General features: G+C 41.3%; 19 protein-coding genes and 1 tRNA gene. 2 read left to right on the plus strand and 18 right to left on the minus strand.

Annotated features, from left to right (window positions below; all coding sequences use genetic code 11):
* Positions 1-58 precede the first annotated feature (58 nt).
* Positions 59-134: transfer RNA gene (locus GS400_RS16560), tRNA-Arg, on the minus strand.
* A 321-nt stretch (positions 135-455) separates the two neighbouring features.
* Here GS400_RS16560 and GS400_RS16565 point away from each other — a divergent pair.
* Positions 456-866 (plus strand): hypothetical protein, encoded by a 411-nt coding sequence (locus GS400_RS16565; protein ID WP_160103625.1) that lies wholly within the window; start codon positions 456-458, stop codon positions 864-866.
* A 190-nt stretch (positions 867-1,056) separates the two neighbouring features.
* Complete coding sequence (clpP, locus tag GS400_RS16570; protein WP_081672930.1) at positions 1,057-1,668, plus strand: ATP-dependent Clp endopeptidase proteolytic subunit ClpP; 612 nt, start codon at positions 1,057-1,059, stop codon at positions 1,666-1,668.
* A 54-nt stretch (positions 1,669-1,722) separates the two neighbouring features.
* On the opposite strand, the gene GS400_RS16575 is transcribed toward clpP, so the two are convergent.
* From GS400_RS16575 to GS400_RS16650, 17 genes are all read right to left on the minus strand, one after another.
* Positions 1,723-2,499 (minus strand): ABC transporter permease, encoded by a 777-nt coding sequence (locus GS400_RS16575; protein WP_236561004.1) that lies wholly within the window; start codon positions 2,497-2,499, stop codon positions 1,723-1,725.
* A complete protein-coding gene (locus GS400_RS16580; RefSeq protein ID WP_160103627.1) occupies positions 2,496-3,449 on the minus strand; it encodes an ABC transporter ATP-binding protein in 954 nt (317 codons plus the stop codon). Before GS400_RS16580 ends, GS400_RS16575 begins: the two co-directional genes overlap by 4 nt.
* A 315-nt stretch (positions 3,450-3,764) precedes the next feature.
* The gene (locus tag GS400_RS16585; protein WP_160103629.1) at positions 3,765-4,019 is read right to left on the minus strand and encodes an HPr family phosphocarrier protein; all 255 of its coding nucleotides are present in this window, start codon (positions 4,017-4,019) and stop codon (positions 3,765-3,767) included.
* A gap of 157 nt (positions 4,020-4,176) precedes the next feature.
* A complete protein-coding gene (gene whiA, locus GS400_RS16590) occupies positions 4,177-5,124 on the minus strand; it encodes a DNA-binding protein WhiA (RefSeq protein ID WP_160103631.1) in 948 nt (315 codons plus the stop codon).
* Positions 5,125-5,177: 53 nt separating this feature from the next.
* Positions 5,178-6,155, minus strand: a complete 978-nt coding sequence (gene yvcK / locus GS400_RS16595) for a gluconeogenesis factor YvcK family protein (protein WP_160103633.1) — start codon at positions 6,153-6,155, stop codon at positions 5,178-5,180.
* Positions 6,156-6,158: 3 nt separating this feature from the next.
* Positions 6,159-7,043 carry an RNase adapter RapZ gene (rapZ, locus tag GS400_RS16600; RefSeq protein WP_160103635.1) on the minus strand — a complete coding sequence of 295 codons (885 nt, stop codon included), beginning with the start codon at positions 7,041-7,043 and terminating at the stop codon, positions 6,159-6,161.
* 14 nt (positions 7,044-7,057) lie between these two features.
* Entirely contained in the window at positions 7,058-7,531 is a 474-nt protein-coding gene (locus GS400_RS16605) for an 8-oxo-dGTP diphosphatase (RefSeq protein WP_160103637.1), read from the minus strand.
* Positions 7,532-8,104: 573 nt separating this feature from the next.
* Positions 8,105-9,052 (minus strand): thioredoxin-disulfide reductase, encoded by a 948-nt coding sequence (gene trxB / locus GS400_RS16610; RefSeq protein ID WP_160103639.1) that lies wholly within the window; start codon positions 9,050-9,052, stop codon positions 8,105-8,107.
* Positions 9,053-9,325: 273 nt separating this feature from the next.
* Positions 9,326-10,354: a tetratricopeptide repeat protein gene (locus GS400_RS16615; RefSeq protein ID WP_160103641.1), complete on the minus strand. Its 1,029-nt coding sequence runs from the start codon at positions 10,352-10,354 to the stop codon at positions 9,326-9,328.
* A gap of 224 nt (positions 10,355-10,578) precedes the next feature.
* On the minus strand, positions 10,579-11,220 hold the full coding sequence (gene hisIE, locus GS400_RS16620; RefSeq protein ID WP_160103643.1) for a bifunctional phosphoribosyl-AMP cyclohydrolase/phosphoribosyl-ATP diphosphatase HisIE: 642 nt from the start codon (positions 11,218-11,220) through the stop codon (positions 10,579-10,581).
* On the minus strand, positions 11,217-11,975 hold the full coding sequence (gene hisF, locus GS400_RS16625) for an imidazole glycerol phosphate synthase subunit HisF (protein ID WP_160103645.1): 759 nt from the start codon (positions 11,973-11,975) through the stop codon (positions 11,217-11,219). Before hisF ends, hisIE begins: the two co-directional genes overlap by 4 nt.
* A complete protein-coding gene (gene hisA / locus GS400_RS16630; RefSeq protein WP_160103647.1) occupies positions 11,972-12,709 on the minus strand; it encodes a 1-(5-phosphoribosyl)-5-[(5-phosphoribosylamino)methylideneamino]imidazole-4-carboxamide isomerase in 738 nt (245 codons plus the stop codon). The genes hisF and hisA overlap by 4 nt, the downstream gene beginning before the upstream one ends.
* Positions 12,706-13,353 carry an imidazole glycerol phosphate synthase subunit HisH gene (gene hisH, locus GS400_RS20085; protein WP_201450116.1) on the minus strand — a complete coding sequence of 216 codons (648 nt, stop codon included), beginning with the start codon at positions 13,351-13,353 and terminating at the stop codon, positions 12,706-12,708. The genes hisA and hisH overlap by 4 nt, the downstream gene beginning before the upstream one ends.
* Positions 13,354-13,947 (minus strand): imidazoleglycerol-phosphate dehydratase HisB, encoded by a 594-nt coding sequence (gene hisB / locus GS400_RS20090; RefSeq protein ID WP_201450117.1) that lies wholly within the window; start codon positions 13,945-13,947, stop codon positions 13,354-13,356.
* Positions 13,944-15,221 (minus strand): histidinol dehydrogenase, encoded by a 1,278-nt coding sequence (hisD, locus tag GS400_RS16640; protein ID WP_160103649.1) that lies wholly within the window; start codon positions 15,219-15,221, stop codon positions 13,944-13,946. Before hisD ends, hisB begins: the two co-directional genes overlap by 4 nt.
* Before the next feature lie 12 nt (positions 15,222-15,233).
* Positions 15,234-15,854 carry an ATP phosphoribosyltransferase gene (gene hisG, locus GS400_RS16645; RefSeq protein ID WP_027445840.1) on the minus strand — a complete coding sequence of 207 codons (621 nt, stop codon included), beginning with the start codon at positions 15,852-15,854 and terminating at the stop codon, positions 15,234-15,236.
* The gene (locus GS400_RS16650; RefSeq protein WP_160103651.1) at positions 15,847-17,028 is read right to left on the minus strand and encodes an ATP phosphoribosyltransferase regulatory subunit; all 1,182 of its coding nucleotides are present in this window, start codon (positions 17,026-17,028) and stop codon (positions 15,847-15,849) included. Before GS400_RS16650 ends, hisG begins: the two co-directional genes overlap by 8 nt.
* Positions 17,029-17,212: the final 184 nt, after the last annotated feature.

Genomic DNA, 17,212 nt, shown 5'->3' on the forward strand with positions numbered 1-17,212 from the left:
GGGTCAGAGATATAAAAAGCCCCTTGAATTCTATTAGAAATTCAAGAGGCTTATTGAGCGCGCCCGGAGGGATTCGAACCCCCGACTGACTTAGGACCGGAACCTAACGCTCTATCCTGCTGAGCTACGGGCGCATAAAGAAAGTGGCGGCTACCGGTTAGGGGCGTATGAACTGGACTGAGCCGCAGTGCGATAAAGGAATCACGAAGAACGTAGTGATTCGATGTTGACTTATCGTGCGGAGGTGAGGGAAGTTCATACGCCCCTGGGAGCCAGAACTAGACTAGGCTCCACCTGGATAATAAATGTAAGTTGAAATTTTATTTATACGAATTATAAAGACAAGTTTTATTATATGATGCAACTGCTTAAAATTCAACCAATACTTCGCCTCTGAAACCTCTTGCATGAACGATTCCACTAAAGGAGATGCTAAATTATGAGGTGATTTTTTTATGTCATTAGCTCTCTTATTATGGACAGTTGCTATCTTTCTTACCGTACTACTTAGTTCGTACCTTATTTACCGTCAGCCTATCCCTACATTTAATGCATACTCATTTTATCCACCTGTGCATTCTCCTGCGCTACGCAAAACGTATTTCACATTGAAAACGTACGGCTTTCTTCCTTATACAAGTGTGCAAGTGGGCCGTGTGACCGTTGATCTAGCCTTATTAGATGTAAAGTTAGCTATATTATTTTACAGCCCTGAAGATTTACTTCACCCGGTGAAAAAGCGTAAACTAGAAAAGGAGAAGCGATATTTAATGAAGCATGGTTGGACAGTTTGGCAAGTTCGGGAGCGAGAATTGAATCGTCATTTCCACCAAACGATGCGTCAGATTGTTTCACTTCGAAAATAATAACCATTTCTTATGTTTATAACGCATGAAACGGGGAAAAATTGAAAATATGCGCAGTCCCCGCTGCATATACTATAGAGGCAGTGAAGGTCATTCATTTACATAGTTTTAAGTCAGATGCCTTTTGTTTGACCTTCTCTGACCTTGCATGTATGATAAACGTAGTTACTTAAAATTCATTCAGAAAAAGATGAATTTAAAGGAGGAGAAAAGTATGAATTTAATACCTACAGTTATTGAACAAACAAACCGCGGTGAGCGTGCTTATGATATTTATTCACGCTTGTTAAAAGACCGTATTATTATGCTTGGAAGTGCAATCGATGATAACGTTGCGAACTCAATCGTAGCGCAGATGCTATTCCTAGCTGCAGAGGATCCGGATAAAGATATTTCTCTATACATCAACTCTCCAGGTGGTTCTATCACAGCTGGTATGGCGATCTACGATACAATGCAGTTCATCAAACCAAATGTATCTACAATCTGCACAGGTATGGCAGCTTCTATGGGCTCATTCCTACTTGCAGCTGGTGAGCCAGGTAAGCGTTATGCTCTACCAAACAGTGAAGTAATGATTCACCAACCACTAGGCGGAGCTCAAGGTCAAGCAACAGACATCGATATTCATGCTAAGCGTATCCTTCGCATGCGTGAAAAGCTAAATAATATCCTTGCTGAGCGTACAGGTCAATCTATTGATGTGATCTCTCGCGACACAGACCGTGACAACTTCATGGAAGCTCACGAAGCGCTTGAGTATGGCTTGATCGATAAAGTAATGGAGAAAAAGCCTGAATAGTAATTTAAAAATAATAGTAAAGGCTGTCGAGTTACCGACAGCCTTTTTTTATTCCTAATAATGACCAAGAAGTCCTTTTTTCATCGCAAATTTTTCACAAGCACGATACACCACTACCCCTAAAGCTACATAAGCGACACCATTTCCAATTAACGCAATATAATCTATTCCTGAAAAATCACTTAATGTGTACCCGTGTATCATAATGTGACGGGTCATATCCACTCCTTTTACGAAAGGAGCAAATACAAGATAAGGAGCTACAGATAATGGTATAAAAGCAAATGCCATAATCACAAATTGTAGGATTTGTAAGAATGCATTGATCTGTTTCACAATGACCGAGATACCAGCTACAATAAAGCTTACCCCAATCATGCTAATAACAGTAAGAAGCAATATCGGGATTACAGCTACAGGATTAATATTTAACCACTGACCTGTGGTAAGCATGGCACTAAAAAGAAGAAATACGATAATGATCATATGATTAAGAACCATTCCAGAAACACGAGCCAATAATATTCTCCAAGCAGATACTGGGGACATATATAATTGTTCAAGTGTCCCTCTTTGTGCTTCTTGCGATATCGAGTATCCTAATGATTGAAGTGTAGCCAAGCCTAGATACCAAAATACATAGTTTACAATTACATATTGCGTATTCGTTGCAGCATTGGCAGGATCCCCCACAACTTGAATACCGAAAAACATCCCAAGAAAAATCAGATAAATCGTGAGTACCATACTTAATGTATTGGCAAAATATCGCTTAAGCTCTAAATACTCCTTTTTGACATTGACTCGTAAGACATTCGCAAACGTCATCATGATACAGCTTCCTCCTTCACTAGTTTCATAAAGACTTCCTCAAAGTTCACTTCTGTTTGGTTTATTGTCTCGATCCCTGTTCGATTCATTTTCAAAATTTCCATTAGATCATAGATCGCTTCTTCGTGATCAAGATTTACATTAAGGATATGGCCATCCCACTCATGAATCGGAAACTTGTGCTCTAGGTGTTTCAGCTGCTCATCTGTTAATGATTCTTTTAGGTGTACTTTGTAAGCACTTGTTTTAAATAAACTTAGCAACTTACTGACTTGTTCATTCGCTATCACTTGTCCTTGGTTAATAATAACGGTCCTGTTGCAAAGATCTTGAACAACATCCATATCGTGCGTACTAATAATAATTGTCTTTTGTTGTTCATAAGCGATTTTCTTTAAGATTTCTCGTACTTCATATCCTGTTTCGACATCTAATCCTAGCGTCGGCTCATCAAGCAAAATAACGTCAGTACCCGCCATCATGGCTACGCATATAGCTAATTTTTGTTGCATCCCTCGAGAAAGATTATTTACAAGTTCATTACGCTTATCCTCCAGGTGAAACATGTCTAGAAGTTCTTCTATGTATGGAGTAATCTTTTTTTTGCTCATGCCACGGTTTCCTGCAAAATACTCGAGGTTCTCCACTACTGTTAAACGCCAGTAGATGTTGCGGTTTCCTTCTAAGACTGCACTTATATGTCGAAGCGCCTTGTTTCGCTCAGTTACACTATCGTAACCATGAATCGAAATTGAACCCTCATTTGGAACTAAAAGTCCGCAGATCGATTTAATCGTAGTGGTTTTCCCTGCTCCGTTCGGTCCGAGTAATCCCATAATCTCCCCCTTACCTACCTGAAACGAAATACCATCCACAGCAACAAACGACTCTTTACTTTTACGCTTCTTGTAAACTTTTCGAATTCCGTTTACTTCAATAATGGATTCCATCATGCCAACTCCTTATTTCCTTTATTTTCTAAATACTATTCTACATGAAGGTTGAAATAACCTCCTCAATCTCTAGGCGGAGTTGGCATCACTTTTTAGGCTTACTTATCATGAGGGTGTGGGAGGACCTATAATGAGGCAGCAGGGGGCCTTGCTTCCTCTCGGATAAGAGCTGCTTTCCCTCGAGTACGAGCTTATTTCTCTCGGCTACGAGTTGCTTTCCCACGGCTAAACCAACTCAAAAAAGCTAGCCCCCATGAGGAGACTAGCTTTCCAACACAAATGTTCATATTTTCACATTAATACCATAAAAAACTATTCTTTTGTTACAAACTCAATAAGTACTTCAAGAGCATTCTCTTCGTCTGATCCTTTTGCTTGTAGGGTGATCTCTTCACCTGGACCGACGGCTACGCTCATTAGACCCATTATGCTTTTGGCGTTCACGCGCTTGCCTTCTTTTTCTAGAAAAATGTCTGAGTTGAATCGATTTGCTTCTTGTACGAATTGCGCGGCTGGCCTAGCTTGCAAACCTGTACTGAGTGAGACGGTTACTGACCTTTCTACCATTTAAATTCTCCTCTCTCCATCATCTTTTTCTCTTTGTATATATACCTCTCATTGGTAAGCGCTATCATATTTGTGTAAAAAAAACGCTTCTGCATGAAGAAGCGCTAAAAATGTAAGGCTATTATATCACGAAAGATTGTAAAAAGGAACGGATTCGTTATCCATTCGCAGTAACTTCACCTTTTCGTACTTTTTCTGCAAATTCATCAATTTTACGGAGTCGATGATTGATGCCAGATTTACTGATGTTTGATGTCATCAGTTCACCAAGTTCTTTTAATGTTACGTCTTGATGCTGAACACGAAGCGTAGCAATTTCACGTAGTTTTTCCGGCAATGCTTCAAGGCCAACCGTTTGCTGAATGAATTTAATATTCTCAACCTGACGGAAGGCTGCACCAATTGTTTTATTTAGGTTAGCAGTCTCACAGTTTACAAGTCGATTGACCGAGTTTCTCATATCACGCATGATACGAACATCCTCAAACTTAAGAAGCGCCTGGTGAGCACCAATGATATTAAGGAATTCTGTGATTTTCTCCGCTTCTTTTAAATAACAAATATATCCGTTACGACGTTCAATAGCACGTGCATGGAGATCGAATTGATTCATCAAGTCGCATAGTGACGTGTTGTGCTCTTCATAAAACGTGAAAATCTCCATGTGATATGAAGATGTTTCAGGGTTGTTTACAGAGCCTCCAGCTAAAAATGCTCCACGTAAATAGGATCTGCGACAGCATGTTTTCTCCAAATACTTGTCTGAGATGGTTCGAATGAGTGTGAAGGGTTCTTCCAAAATATAAAGATCTGTAAGGAGCTCACGTACCTTCTCCTTCATTCGAACAATATAGACGTTATTTTTCTTCAGACGCATCTTTTTTCGAACTAATAATTCAACAGGAAAATCATATAACTTTTTTATAAGTGTATAAATTCGACGTGCAATCGCTGCGTTCTCTGTTTGAACATCTAAAATATACGCACGATTCGATAATGAAAGTGATCCGTTCATTCGAATTAATGCGGCTAATTCGGATTGCACACAACATGGATCCAACTCAATGGACGTTAATTCTTTCTTAGTCTCTGAAGCAAACGACAACCCTTTCACCTCCCCTGCTTCGGAAACACGGGGCATGTGTTTCTTTATATTTATTATTCTTTTTTATTTTGTTCAGATTGTAATAAGGATACGAGTAATTGAGCTACTTTATACGTATCATGGCGTAGTGACCTTTGATCGGGGTCAATAATATCGCCTTCAATGATCTCTATTCCTAATTCTAATAAGCGTTCTGTGTCATAGATAACGGGGCTTGCGTTCTCCTCCGCATACTTTTGCTGCATTGTCTCATCAATTTCTTGATTGTGCACGACTATAGAATGTAAGCAACCTTCGCCAATGTGATCATAGATCGCTTGAATATGATCTGCTGCTGTATAACCCGTCGTTTCTCCATATTGGGTCATGACGTTACAAACGTAAACAACTTTTCCTTGCGTTTCACGTAACGCATCACCAATTTGTGAAACGATCATGTTCGGGAGGGTGCTTGTATATAAACTACCTGGTGCAACGATAACGAGGTCTGCCTGCTTCACTGCCTCTACAGCTTCTGGAAGAGGTTGAACGGGTTCAGGGCTCAAGAAAACACGTTTTATCTTCTTGCCAGACTTCGGAATATTTGATTCACCAGACACAATTGTACCATCATCCATCTCAGCATGCAGGAACATATTTTGATTTGCAATAGGTAAAATTTTCCCTTTCACATTCAGCACTCGAGAGATCTCCGTAATGCCGTTTAGGAAATCACCTGTAACGGATGTCATTGCTGCTAACAATAAGTTACCCATAGAGTGACCAGATAATCCATTTCCGTTTGCAAAACGGTGTTGAAATAAGTCTAAAAGCATTGGCTCCGCATCCGACAAGGCTGCAATTACATTTCGTATATCTCCTGGTGCAGGCATGGAGAGTTCATCTCGAAGACGCCCTGAACTCCCTCCATCATCTGCAACCGTTACAATGGACGTTAAATCAATCGGAAAAGACTTTAACCCCCGTAATAACACGGGCATCCCTGTCCCTCCACCAATCACGACCACGCGTGGTAAAGATTGATCTGACATAGACTATTTTCCCTTTCTTTTGTCGATATCTCGATGTGTTACATGGGTGATAAAGTCTGTAGAGAAATGCTTCGCAATATGTTCAGCTATGGCAACAGATCTGTGCTGACCACCTGTACATCCGATAGCGATGACGAGCTGACTTTTACCCTCACGTTTATATTGAGGAAGCATTAAACCGAGTAAATCGAGTAATTTTTCTATAAACTTCTGGGTTTCACTCCACTTAAACACATAGGATGAAACCTCTGTTGTCAATCCGGTTAATGGACGCATTTGTTCGACATAATGCGGATTCGGTAAGAAACGCACATCAAAAACAAGATCCGCATCAATCGGTAGACCATATTTGAAGCCAAACGAAACGACCTGTACAGAAAAGACTTGTTGCGTTTTTTCTGCGTAAGATTCTAAAATACGTTCTCTTAATTCGCGTGGCTTCATATCTGTTGTATCTATAATTTGCTGCGCGCGTCCTCTTAATTCATCAAGGATCGACCGTTCCTGTTCAATCCCTTCCATAGGTAAACCTTCAGGAGCCAAAGGGTGAGATCTTCTTGTTTCTTTATAACGAGATACGAGAGATTGATTTTCAGCATCTAAAAAGAGGATATGCTCCGTAAGCCATTCTTCTTTTCCAAGTTGGTCTAAAGCCTCAAACAATGTATCAAAAAACTCTCGACCTCTCAGGTCCATAACAAGAGCGACTTTTTGTATGTTATTTTGCGTATCTTTCATAAGCTCTAAAAACTTTGGTAGTAAAGCTGGTGGCAAATTATCGACACAGAAAAACCCAAGGTCTTCAAAACTTTGAACAGCTACTGTTTTCCCTGCACCGGACATTCCTGTTATGATCACAAGCTGGGTATCTTGTGGATGATTAGCCATATACAACCGCTCCTTTATGATGGACTTGCTGGATCGAGTACAACATCTATTAATTGAAAATCCGTAGTGTACATGAACGTTCCATACACCTGATCATCTGATTTGAGTATATGTTCGAAGTATTTACGGTCGCCTTCTGCCATGGGCTTTTTCAATACCTCATGAAAAGGAACCCATTCAAGCTCTCCTTCTGGACTTTCTTCTAGTAGATCACCAGAATATTGATCAGCGTAAAACGTGAACATCATCCACTCTTGAACGACATCTTTACCTTCCTTCATAACGAAGGTGAAAACCCCTCTTAGTTCAGGATTATTTACGGTAAGACCCGTTTCTTCAAAAAACTCTCGAGAGGCAGACTGCTTAACATATTCTCCGCTCTCCATCTTACCACCAGGAGCTACATACCACCCTCTTCTAGGCTTTTTAAGCATAAGCACCTGACCTTTTTCTTTATCTTCTAAAATACAATTTGTCACACGTTGCAATTTAATCACCTCATAACAAAAGCGGAAGCGCCCGGGTAACGACGTATGGACTGGACTAAACCGCATGATTTAAAGAAAACACGAAGAGCTAAGCGATTCGATGTTGACTTAACGCAAGGAGGTTTGGGAAGTCCAATAGTCGTTGGGCGCTGGAGCTGGATGTCGCTCCTCTGCTTAACTATTTAAATGAAGAGGCACTACTCCCCTTATTATACTATGTAATCCTTTTTTAGAAAACGGATGTTTGTTCTAGTAGGGTTCGTAAAACCAAAAAAAATGCACAGGCGATAAATCGCCTGTGCCATAAACTAATATTTATTAAAAGGGGGTCAATTAGTTAATTATATTGTATCCCATAATTGTTTCAGGCGTGTTACAGCAGAATTAAAATGTAATTACGTTTAATTACGGTTGATTACACACGCTCTAAAACCCCCTTCACAACGGGAAAAGCAGAGGTGACTGCTTAGGGTCGTACGGATAAGAAAAATCTTTGTAAGTGGCTTTAGCCACTGGAAAAGAGTTTGCTTATACGATAGACCCTAGGAGCCGAAGCTAGACATTACATCTAGCTTACGCTTCGCCCAATTCTTCTAATAAATTTTCGATATAATGTTGGCTAGATTGAGCTGCAATACTTCCATCACCTGTTGCCGTAACAATCTGACGAAGTTCTTTTTCACGAATGTCACCAGCTGCAAAAATACCAGGAACTTTCGTTTCCATTTTTTCATTCGTCTCAATATAGCCGTTCTCATTTGTGATACCTAGAGACTTAAACGGTTCACTTAATGGAATCATACCGATATAGATGAAGACACCATCAATTGGCTTGTCGTATTCTTCATCTGTCTTCTTGTTATAAAGTGTTACACTTCCGACTTTTCCATCCTTCTCGTTGACTTTTGTTGCAACGGTATTCCAGATGAAATCAACCTTTTCATTGTCGAAAGCGCGTTGTTGTAGGATTTGTTGAGCGCGTAGCTCTTCACGACGGTGAACGATTGTTACTTTGCTTGCGAAACGAGTTAAATAAACACCCTCCTCAACAGCAGAGTCTCCCCCACCAACAACAACCAATTCTTTATTTTTAAAGAATGCACCATCACATACAGCACAGTAAGATACACCGCGACCACCAAGTTCTTTTTCACCTGGGATACCAAGCTCTTTATACTGTGCACCTGTTCCGATAATAAGAGCACGTGTTTTAAACTCTTTATTACCAGCTTTAATGGTTTTATATTCTTTTCCGTCGATCACTTCTTTGATATCTCCGTACGCATATTCAGCGCCGAATTTCTTAGCGTGATCAAACATTTTATTCGAAAGGTCTGGACCTAAAATATGGTCATACCCCGGATAGTTTTCCACTTCTTCTGTATTCGCCATTTGTCCACCTGGTACTCCGCGTTCTAGCATTAGAGTATCTAGATTTGCACGAGAGGTGTAAACAGCTGCTGTCATTCCCGCAGGACCTGCGCCTGCGATAATTACGTCGTAAATACGTTCTTCTGTCACGACCTTCAACCCCTTTTTCAAGTTCTCTAAAAAATGATTTATCATATCAATAAAACACCATTACGATATTAAGCACAGTCTAGCTCTGGCTCCCAGGGGCTAGTGAGCATCCTTCACCTCCGCACGATAAGTCAACATCGAATGTTTCCTTTATCGCACTATGGCTCTGTCCTGCTCATACGCCCCTAACCGGTCGCCTCCGCTTCCTAGTGTTCATGTAATCATGGTATAAAACAACGTGTCTTTTAGTCTATTGATATGCTCATGAGGGTATCATGAGGATTCCCAAGGACCACCCTGTTCAGAAAGACTAGGATGTCTTAAGCATCCTTCTTCCCATAAGCTAATGGCTTTTGAGGGTTCACCCATGTTGTAAGCAGAAATACTATACCATTTATAATAAGATAAATGCCCTTTCAGCTTACTTTTCTTCAATCCAGTAAACCGCTTATAAGCTTCTTGATAATACCCAATCTGAGAGAGGGTACCTGCTACCTTAAGCTTTTGCTGTTCATGAATGGGATATACATTCAACAGTTGCTGAATGTGTTTTTCAGCTTTTTCTTGTTCACCTTTCCCATGATAAAACACAGCAAGGTTACATTGCGAGTGTAAAGATTCAGGGTTTTGTTCTAACCACTTTTCCTCTAAATCAATCGCTTCCTGCTGGTCTCCATGATGAAATAACGCCAAAGCAAAATCGTGCTTAGCTGTAATGTGAGATGGAAACAAACGCATCATGTCATCAAGAATAATCATCGCTTCTTTCCAGTCTTGCCTCTCAAGATAATAAAAGGCAGACTCCTGATATCGCATGAGTTCATCCTCTTCTTCTAACATAATTTCAATATCATCATCTTCATCAGAATCAGATTCTTCATCGATATCCATTAAGGACATGAGCTGTTCTGCTTCCTCTTTAAAATCTCCCTCAGGAGCCTTTTGGATATATTCCTTCGCATATTTTGTGGCATCATGAAACAGGCCAAGGTGTGCGTAATTGTTTGCGATTAAATAGAAACAATCCACATACTCATGGCCAAAATCTGCGAGCACATCCATTAATACTTGGTTTGCTGCGTGGTATTCTCCTGTTTCCGTATAAACAACGGACAATTGACATTTATATAAGGGTTGCTTTGGCGATAACTCCGAAGCTCGTTTTAGCCATCGTAAGGCCTTATCAAACTCGCGCTTTCGGAACGCCTGCACACCCTTAGAAAAATAAAATTCCCCTTCTGGCTTGAAAGGGATAATATTAGCTTGTAATACTTCCTCAGAGTTTTTCGTTGAAGTATGCATCTAGGTCCTCCTCTTCGAACCAACTCAGTCTGTTCAAAATTATATCATATTTGATAGGGGAGGATGTAGACCATATTCCGTATTTATCCATTAAAATTACTTTTTCTTGTTCTCTACCAGGAAATTATAGAATTTGTGGCTTCTGTAAAACTTTTTATTAAAACGAGCCAAGTCTAGCTCCAGCGCCCAGCAACGAAGGGTCTTCTCCTCCCTCCGTTCGTTGCTTAACGGTCGCTTTCGCTTTTCTTATGACGAGATTCGAGTGCTGATAGAACATCATCAAACGGTAAGCCTTGCTGTGTTAACATAAGAAGGATATGGAAAAACAAGTCTGCTGTTTCCCATTTTAGCTCTTCGTTATCATTGTTTTTGGCAGCAATAATGACTTCACTTGCCTCTTCACCGATCTTTTTCCCAATTCGATCAACGCCGCCCTGGAAAAGAGATGATGTATAAGAGCCTTCAGGAAGCGTCGCTTTGCGTTCTGCTAAAACCGATTGAAGTTCATCTAAGAAAGCATAACGATTTTCTTTTGGCGCATCTTCTTTTCCTTGAACGACTTCAGAAAAACAGCTGTAATCCCCTTTATGACACGCAGGGCCATTCGGAACCACCTGTACTAAAACGGCATCTTGATCACAGTCATAACGTATGGAATGCACCTTTTGTGTATTGCCAGAGGTTGCACCTTTATGCCAAATCTCCTGACGTGATCTGCTATAAAGGACTGTTTCTCCTTTTTCAAGCGTACTTGTTAATGCTTCTTTATTCATGTAAGCCAAGGTTAGCACTTCTTTACTTTGTGCATCCTGAATTATAGCTGGGACTAATCCCTTCTCATCAAACTGAACATCTTCAATCTTCATCGTACGTGCACCCCACTCTCTGATAACTCGTCCTTCACACGATCTACAGATGTTTCTTTATAGTGAAAAATGGACGCTGCAAGAGCCGCATCCACTTCTGCTTTTTGAAAAACATCAACAAAATGCTGAGCGTTTCCTGCTCCACCTGAAGCAATGACTGGAATATTGACTTTCTCTTGGACATATTGAAGCAGGTTAATATCGAAGCCACTTTTTTCACCGTCACGATCCATGCTTGTTAAAAGCAATTCTCCAGCTCCTAAGGATTCAACATGCTGCGCCCATTTGCCAACTTCCCACTCGGTTCCTTTTCGTCCTCCGTGAGTGAAAACACGCCATGAGTTCAACTCTTCATCAAACTTGGCATCAATCGCAACAACCATGCATTGAGACCCAAAGTAACGTGCTCCTTCTTCAACAAGCTCAGGATTCCGAACAGCTGCTGAGTTTAGAGAGACTTTATCAGCTCCAGCTCGCAAAATCGCACGCATATCATCGAGTGAACCAATACCGCCACCAACTGTGAACGGAATCGCTAGTGTACCGGCAACTTCTCTAACAACCTCAATCATTGTCTTACGTCCTTCATGAGTGGCAGATATATCTAAAAATACAAGTTCATCTGCGCCTTGTTCGTCATAAACCGTAGCAAGTTCTACAGGATCCCCTGCATCACGAATTTGTACGAATTGTATGCCCTTAACGACGCGGCCATCCTTTACATCAAGGCAAGGAATAATGCGTTTGGTGATCATGGCTGATTCACCTCATTAATGGCATCCTTTAAAGTAATCTCTTTTGTATAAAGGGCTTTCCCAACGATCGCACCAGCAATGTTTCGATCTGAATAGCCTTTTAATGTTTTCAAATCCTCAACGTTGCGGACGCCACCAGAGGCAATAACCTTTTTACCACTTTCATCTGCTAATTGCAAAATGGCCTCAACGTTAGGTCCGCTCATCATGCCGTCTTTTGAAATGTCCGTGAAGATAAAGTGTTCAACACCGCAATCCGCAAAATACTTACCGACTTCTGACACGGATTTGTCCGAATTGTTCATCCATCCGTTCGTTGCAACATAACCATCACGAGCATCAAGTCCAATCGCAATCTTATCCCCATAAGTAGTGATAAGTCGCTTCGTTAGCTCTGGGTTTGAAACGGCAAGACTACCGATGACAACTCGATTCACGCCTTGCTGTAAATAGAATGTCACATCCTCTTCTTTTCGGATGCCACCGCCCATTTGAACCTGAATCGGTAAGTCATTGGCGATATTTAAGATGTGATTCGCATTTACGCGTTTCCCATCACGAGCTCCATCTAGGTCAACGATATGAATCCAATCCGCACCTTGCTCAACGAAATCTTGAGCAACTTCATAAGGAGAATCTCCATAGACCGTCTCGCGATTAAAATCACCTTGTTGAAGGCGTACACATTTTCCATCTTTTAAATCTATAGCTGGATACACAATAAATTGGCTCATTCGATAACTCCTTTTTTATTAGATTCATAAACGTACTGACAATAATTTTTCAAAATCGCCATGCCTGCTGTACTACTTTTCTCTGGGTGGAATTGAACTCCGAGTACATGACCTTTCCCCACTATTGCCGGTACATCAGTTTCATAGCTAGCACTCGCTACAACCACATCTTCGTTCGTGTCCACATAAAACGAATGGACGAAATAGACGTAATCCTCTTCAACATCGCGAAGCAGTATGGAATCAGGACGTTTATGGTTTAAATCGTTCCAGCCCATGTGCGGAATTTTATAGCGTGTGCCGTTTTCATCCACACCTTTGAATCGAACAACTTTTCCTGGAAGAAAGCCAAGGCCTTTAGTAGGTGTAACTTCCTCGCTTTCTTCAAATAATAGCTGCATTCCTAGACATATGCCGAGTAAAGGCACTCCTTCCTCTACTTTTCGTTTCAAAAAGTCTGCCATTCCTGATTCATTTAATGCACTCATGGCATCAGGAAAAGCACCTACACCTGGTAGCAAGAGACCGTCACAAGCGTCAAGCTCATCCCACTTATCCGAGATTGTATAAGAAACATCAAGACGTTCAAGTGCCTTGGAAACACTATAGAGATTCCCCATCCCATAATCGATGATTCCAATCATTTATAAACTTCCTTTCGTTGACATGATGCCCTGGATACGTGGGTCAATTTGCGTCGCCTCATCCAGTGCTCGTGCTGTAGCTTTAAATATCGCTTCAATGATGTGGTGTGTATTCGTTCCATGATGCAGCACAATGTGTAGGTTCATACGTGCTTCTAGGGCAAGCTTCCAGAAAAATTCATGGGCATTCTCGGTATCAAACGTTCCCACTTTTTCAGCAGGAAGATCCACTTTCCACTCAAGGTGCGGTCGATCACTAAGGTCAACAGCCACCGTCACAAGCGTTTCATCCATCGGAAGCGAAAAGGAACCATAACGTTTAATTCCTTCTTTTTCACCAAGAGCCTGACGCAACGCTTGACCTAGACAGATCCCGATATCCTCAGTTAGGTGATGATCATCAACTTCAACGTCACCCGTTCCTTTTACAGAAAGGTCGAAAAACCCGTGCTTTTTAAAAAGCTCGAGCATGTGCGTCATGAATGGGACCTGTGTATCAACAGATCCAGCTCCACTGCCATCTAAAAGAAGATCTAAAGAAATACTTGTTTCTCCTGTTGTACGGTCAATATGGCTTCGACGTTCCTCTGTCATGACTTATCACGATCCTTTCTGAATTCAATCGCGCGGGCGTGTGCTTCTAAACCTTCAAGGCGAGCGAAACGCGCAATCTTATCTGCATCTCGGTTGTACGCTTGTTCACTATAATAAATAACGCTTGATTTCTTCACAAAATCATCTACATTTAACGGGCTAGAGAATCGAGCTGTACCACTTGTTGGAAGAACGTGATTAGGCCCGGCAAAATAATCGCCTACCGGTTCTGAACTGTATCGTCCTAGAAAGATCGCTCCAGCATGCTTGATGCTTCCTAGCAATGCCATCGGCTCTTTCGTCATAACTTCTAAGTGCTCGGGAGCCATCGTATTAACCGCATCCAAGGCTTCCTGGATATTTTGACAGAGTACGATTCCACCCTCATTATCAATACTGACACGGGCAATAGCATGACGCGGAAGGTCAGCAAGTTGAGCGTTCACTTCATTAGCCACTTTTTCAGCAAGCTCCGCAGATGTTGTGACCAGTACACTTGCAGAACGTTCATCGTGTTCAGCCTGAGATAATAAATCAGCCGCTACTTCATTCGCTCTCGCAGTCTCATCAGCTAATACAACGATTTCACTTGGACCAGCGATCATATCGATGTCCACATCACCAAATACTTCACGTTTAGCTAGTGCGACAAAAATATTACCTGGACCTACAATTTTATCAACGGAAGCAATAGTTTCTGTTCCATATGCAAGACCTGCTATGGCTTGTGCGCCTCCTACTTTATAAATCTCTCGAACGCCAGCAATGTGAGCAGCCGCAAGCACTCCTGCTGGTACCGTTCCCGCTTCAGAAGGAGGGGTTACCATCGCAATACGCTCCACACCTGCTACGACTGCAGGCATCAAATTCATAAATACAGAAGAAGGGTAAGCTGCCGTTCCTCCTGGTACATATACCCCTACAGCATCGAGAGGGGTTACTTTTTGTCCAAGCATCGTCCCATCAGGCTTCGTTTCAAACCAAGACTGACGCACTTGCTTTTCGTGGAAGGAACGAATATTAGAAGCTGCCTCACGTAAAATCTGCAGGTCCTCATCCTCCATTTCCGCTAAAGCAGAATCAATCTCATCTTGTGTGACTTGTAACGTTTCAAGCTCTGCTCCATCAAACTTTTTGGTATATCGGAGGAGCGCTTCGTCTTTTTCATTTTTTATGTCTTCAATAATAGACTGAACGACTTTACGTTGTTCCTCTGTACCACCGTCGACTCCTCGCTTTAACGTCTCAATCTCACTTGGATTAACAATTTTCATGACGTCTCCCCCTTAGATTTCTTGACTTAAATCCGTAATAATCGGGTCAATCACCTGGCTTTTAATTCGATAGCTAACTGGGTTCACGATAAATCTTGACGTAATATCGGCAATCTTTTCATACTCCACAAGCCCGTTTTCGCGTAACGTACGGCCTGAAGAAACGATATCGACAATGCGGTCCGTTAACCCAATGAGAGGAGCTAGTTCAATCGATCCGTTTAGAGGAATGATCTCGATTTGCTCACCCTGCTCTCTGAAATACTCGGATGCAACTCTCGGGTATTTCGTCGCAATTTTAGGTGCGATTTTGCTAAGAGGTTTGTCTGGTAGTCCTGCTACCGCTAAATAACATGGGCTAATTTCTAAATCCAATACTTCATATACATCTCGATCTTGCTCCAATAAAACATCTTTCCCTGCAATACCGCAATCTGCAGCACCATATTCAACATATGTCACAACGTCCATTGGTTTAGCAAGCATCAAGCGCATTTTATATTCCGGAAATTCTAAAATTAACTTTCGAGACTCTTCAACATCCGTAAAGTCATATCCGATTTTCTTCAATAGTTGAGCCGCTTCATCAAAAATACGACCTTTAGGCATGGCGATGGTTAACCAATCATTCATAGCCAGCTCCTCCTTCCGACAAATCAATTAATTGAGTGAATTCTTCGTTTTGGAGAGCTTTTTCTTCAATATTATTTCGATGCTGAAGAACAACTCGACTCCCCTCTCCTCTTAAGTCCTGCGCTTCTTTAAGTGCTTTTTGAAAGGAGTGATCATCAAAAAGAATTAGCGTACGATTGTTTTCTGCATTTTGATGATTAACGGCTTCAACTAAACGATCCAAACGTACAGCAAACCCTGTCGCTGAAGCTTCTGTTTGGAATGAAGGCAGAAGTTGATCATAGCGCCCTCCATTGCATAGTAAAGAACCTAATTCAGGAGCATATCCCTCAAATAAAATTCCAGAATAGTAGCTCATATGACTGATCAGATTCAAGTCGTATGAAACATACTCCGTCACACCGTAGCTTTCTAAAAGTTCATGTAGTTGCTGCAGCTCATGAATCGCCTCATGGCATGCACCATTTTTCGTAATGTCCTTAGCTGTTGAAAGAACATCTTCTTCTCCTCTAAGAGATAATAGTTGTTTTAAGCGTTCTTGATCCTCTTTTGAGATGTTTGTTTCTTGTAGTGCCTTACGAAATCCAACGTAATTCTTTCTATATAAAAAGCGCAGGAAAAGCTCAGACGTTTTCTGGTCATCACCAAAGATCTCTTTAAGTAGGCCTTTCACATATCCAATGTGACCTACTGTAAGTTGAAAATGATCCAATCCAGCTTCTTTTAATGTTTGAACTTGAAGAGCGATCACCTCAGCATCAGCATAGATGGAATTCTCTCCGATGTATTCCACACCTACTTGTTCAAACTGCGCCGGCTTCCCACCTTCAATTTGCTGCGCACGGAAAACAGGCCCATCATAAGCTAGACGAACCGGAAATCCTTGCTCTTTAAGTTGAGATGCTGCAACACGCGCAATCGGTGCTGTCATATCAGGCCTGAGGACAAGCGTATGCCCTTGCTGATCAAGCAGCTTAAATAATTGCGTTTCATCAATTGCACTCGCTTCCCCCACGGTTTCTAAGTATTCCAGCATCGGTGTATCTAAAAATTGGTATCCCCAAGACTCAATAGCATTGGATAGTGCCTCTCTTGCATTGCGCTTCTGATTATAAAAAAACGGGAGTGTATCCCTCATTCCTAGTGGTTTTTCGAACATAAGACGATTAGCCAAAACGATGATCCCCTCTCTATAAAAATATATGCGTATATCACTCTAAATCCTTTAGTCTGCTAATACGATAACAAAATAAAGAAAAGCGGTCAACAACAAATCCTTACTCTTATCTATTCCCCAAATTGCTTATACAAATCTGTATCTATTCGAGACAAATTTGAGCTCCATCGCAGCACTGGCG

This window comes from Pontibacillus sp. HMF3514, from assembly GCF_009858175.1.
In the GTDB taxonomy this organism is placed as follows: domain Bacteria; phylum Bacillota; class Bacilli; order Bacillales; family BH030062; genus Pontibacillus.

Coding starts and splice junctions, on each gene's coding strand:
- GS400_RS16580 (WP_160103627.1), bottom strand. CDS start 3,449: ATGGAATCCATTATTGAAGTAAACGGAATTCGAAAAGTTTACAAGAAG.
- rapZ (WP_160103635.1), bottom strand. CDS start 7,043: ATGGCTAATCATCCACAAGATACCCAGCTTGTGATCATAACAGGAATG.
- hisD (WP_160103649.1), bottom strand. CDS start 15,221: ATGAAAATTGTTAATCCAAGTGAGATTGAGACGTTAAAGCGAGGAGTC.
- yvcK (WP_160103633.1), bottom strand. CDS start 6,155: ATGTCAGATCAATCTTTACCACGCGTGGTCGTGATTGGTGGAGGGACA.
- hisF (WP_160103645.1), bottom strand. CDS start 11,975: ATGATCACCAAACGCATTATTCCTTGCCTTGATGTAAAGGATGGCCGC.
- GS400_RS16585 (WP_160103629.1), bottom strand. CDS start 4,019: ATGGTAGAAAGGTCAGTAACCGTCTCACTCAGTACAGGTTTGCAAGCT.
- hisH (WP_201450116.1), bottom strand. CDS start 13,353: ATGATTGGAATCATCGATTATGGGATGGGGAATCTCTATAGTGTTTCC.
- hisG (WP_027445840.1), bottom strand. CDS start 15,854: ATGAATGATTGGTTAACCATCGCCATGCCTAAAGGTCGTATTTTTGAT.
- hisB (WP_201450117.1), bottom strand. CDS start 13,947: ATGACAGAGGAACGTCGAAGCCATATTGACCGTACAACAGGAGAAACA.
- hisA (WP_160103647.1), bottom strand. CDS start 12,709: ATGAGCCAATTTATTGTGTATCCAGCTATAGATTTAAAAGATGGAAAA.
- GS400_RS16615 (WP_160103641.1), bottom strand. CDS start 10,354: ATGCATACTTCAACGAAAAACTCTGAGGAAGTATTACAAGCTAATATT.
- GS400_RS16575 (WP_236561004.1), bottom strand. CDS start 2,499: ATGATGACGTTTGCGAATGTCTTACGAGTCAATGTCAAAAAGGAGTAT.
- GS400_RS16565 (WP_160103625.1), top strand. CDS start 456: ATGTCATTAGCTCTCTTATTATGGACAGTTGCTATCTTTCTTACCGTA.
- hisIE (WP_160103643.1), bottom strand. CDS start 11,220: ATGAAGATTGAAGATGTTCAGTTTGATGAGAAGGGATTAGTCCCAGCT.
- clpP (WP_081672930.1), top strand. CDS start 1,057: ATGAATTTAAAGGAGGAGAAAAGTATGAATTTAATACCTACAGTTATT.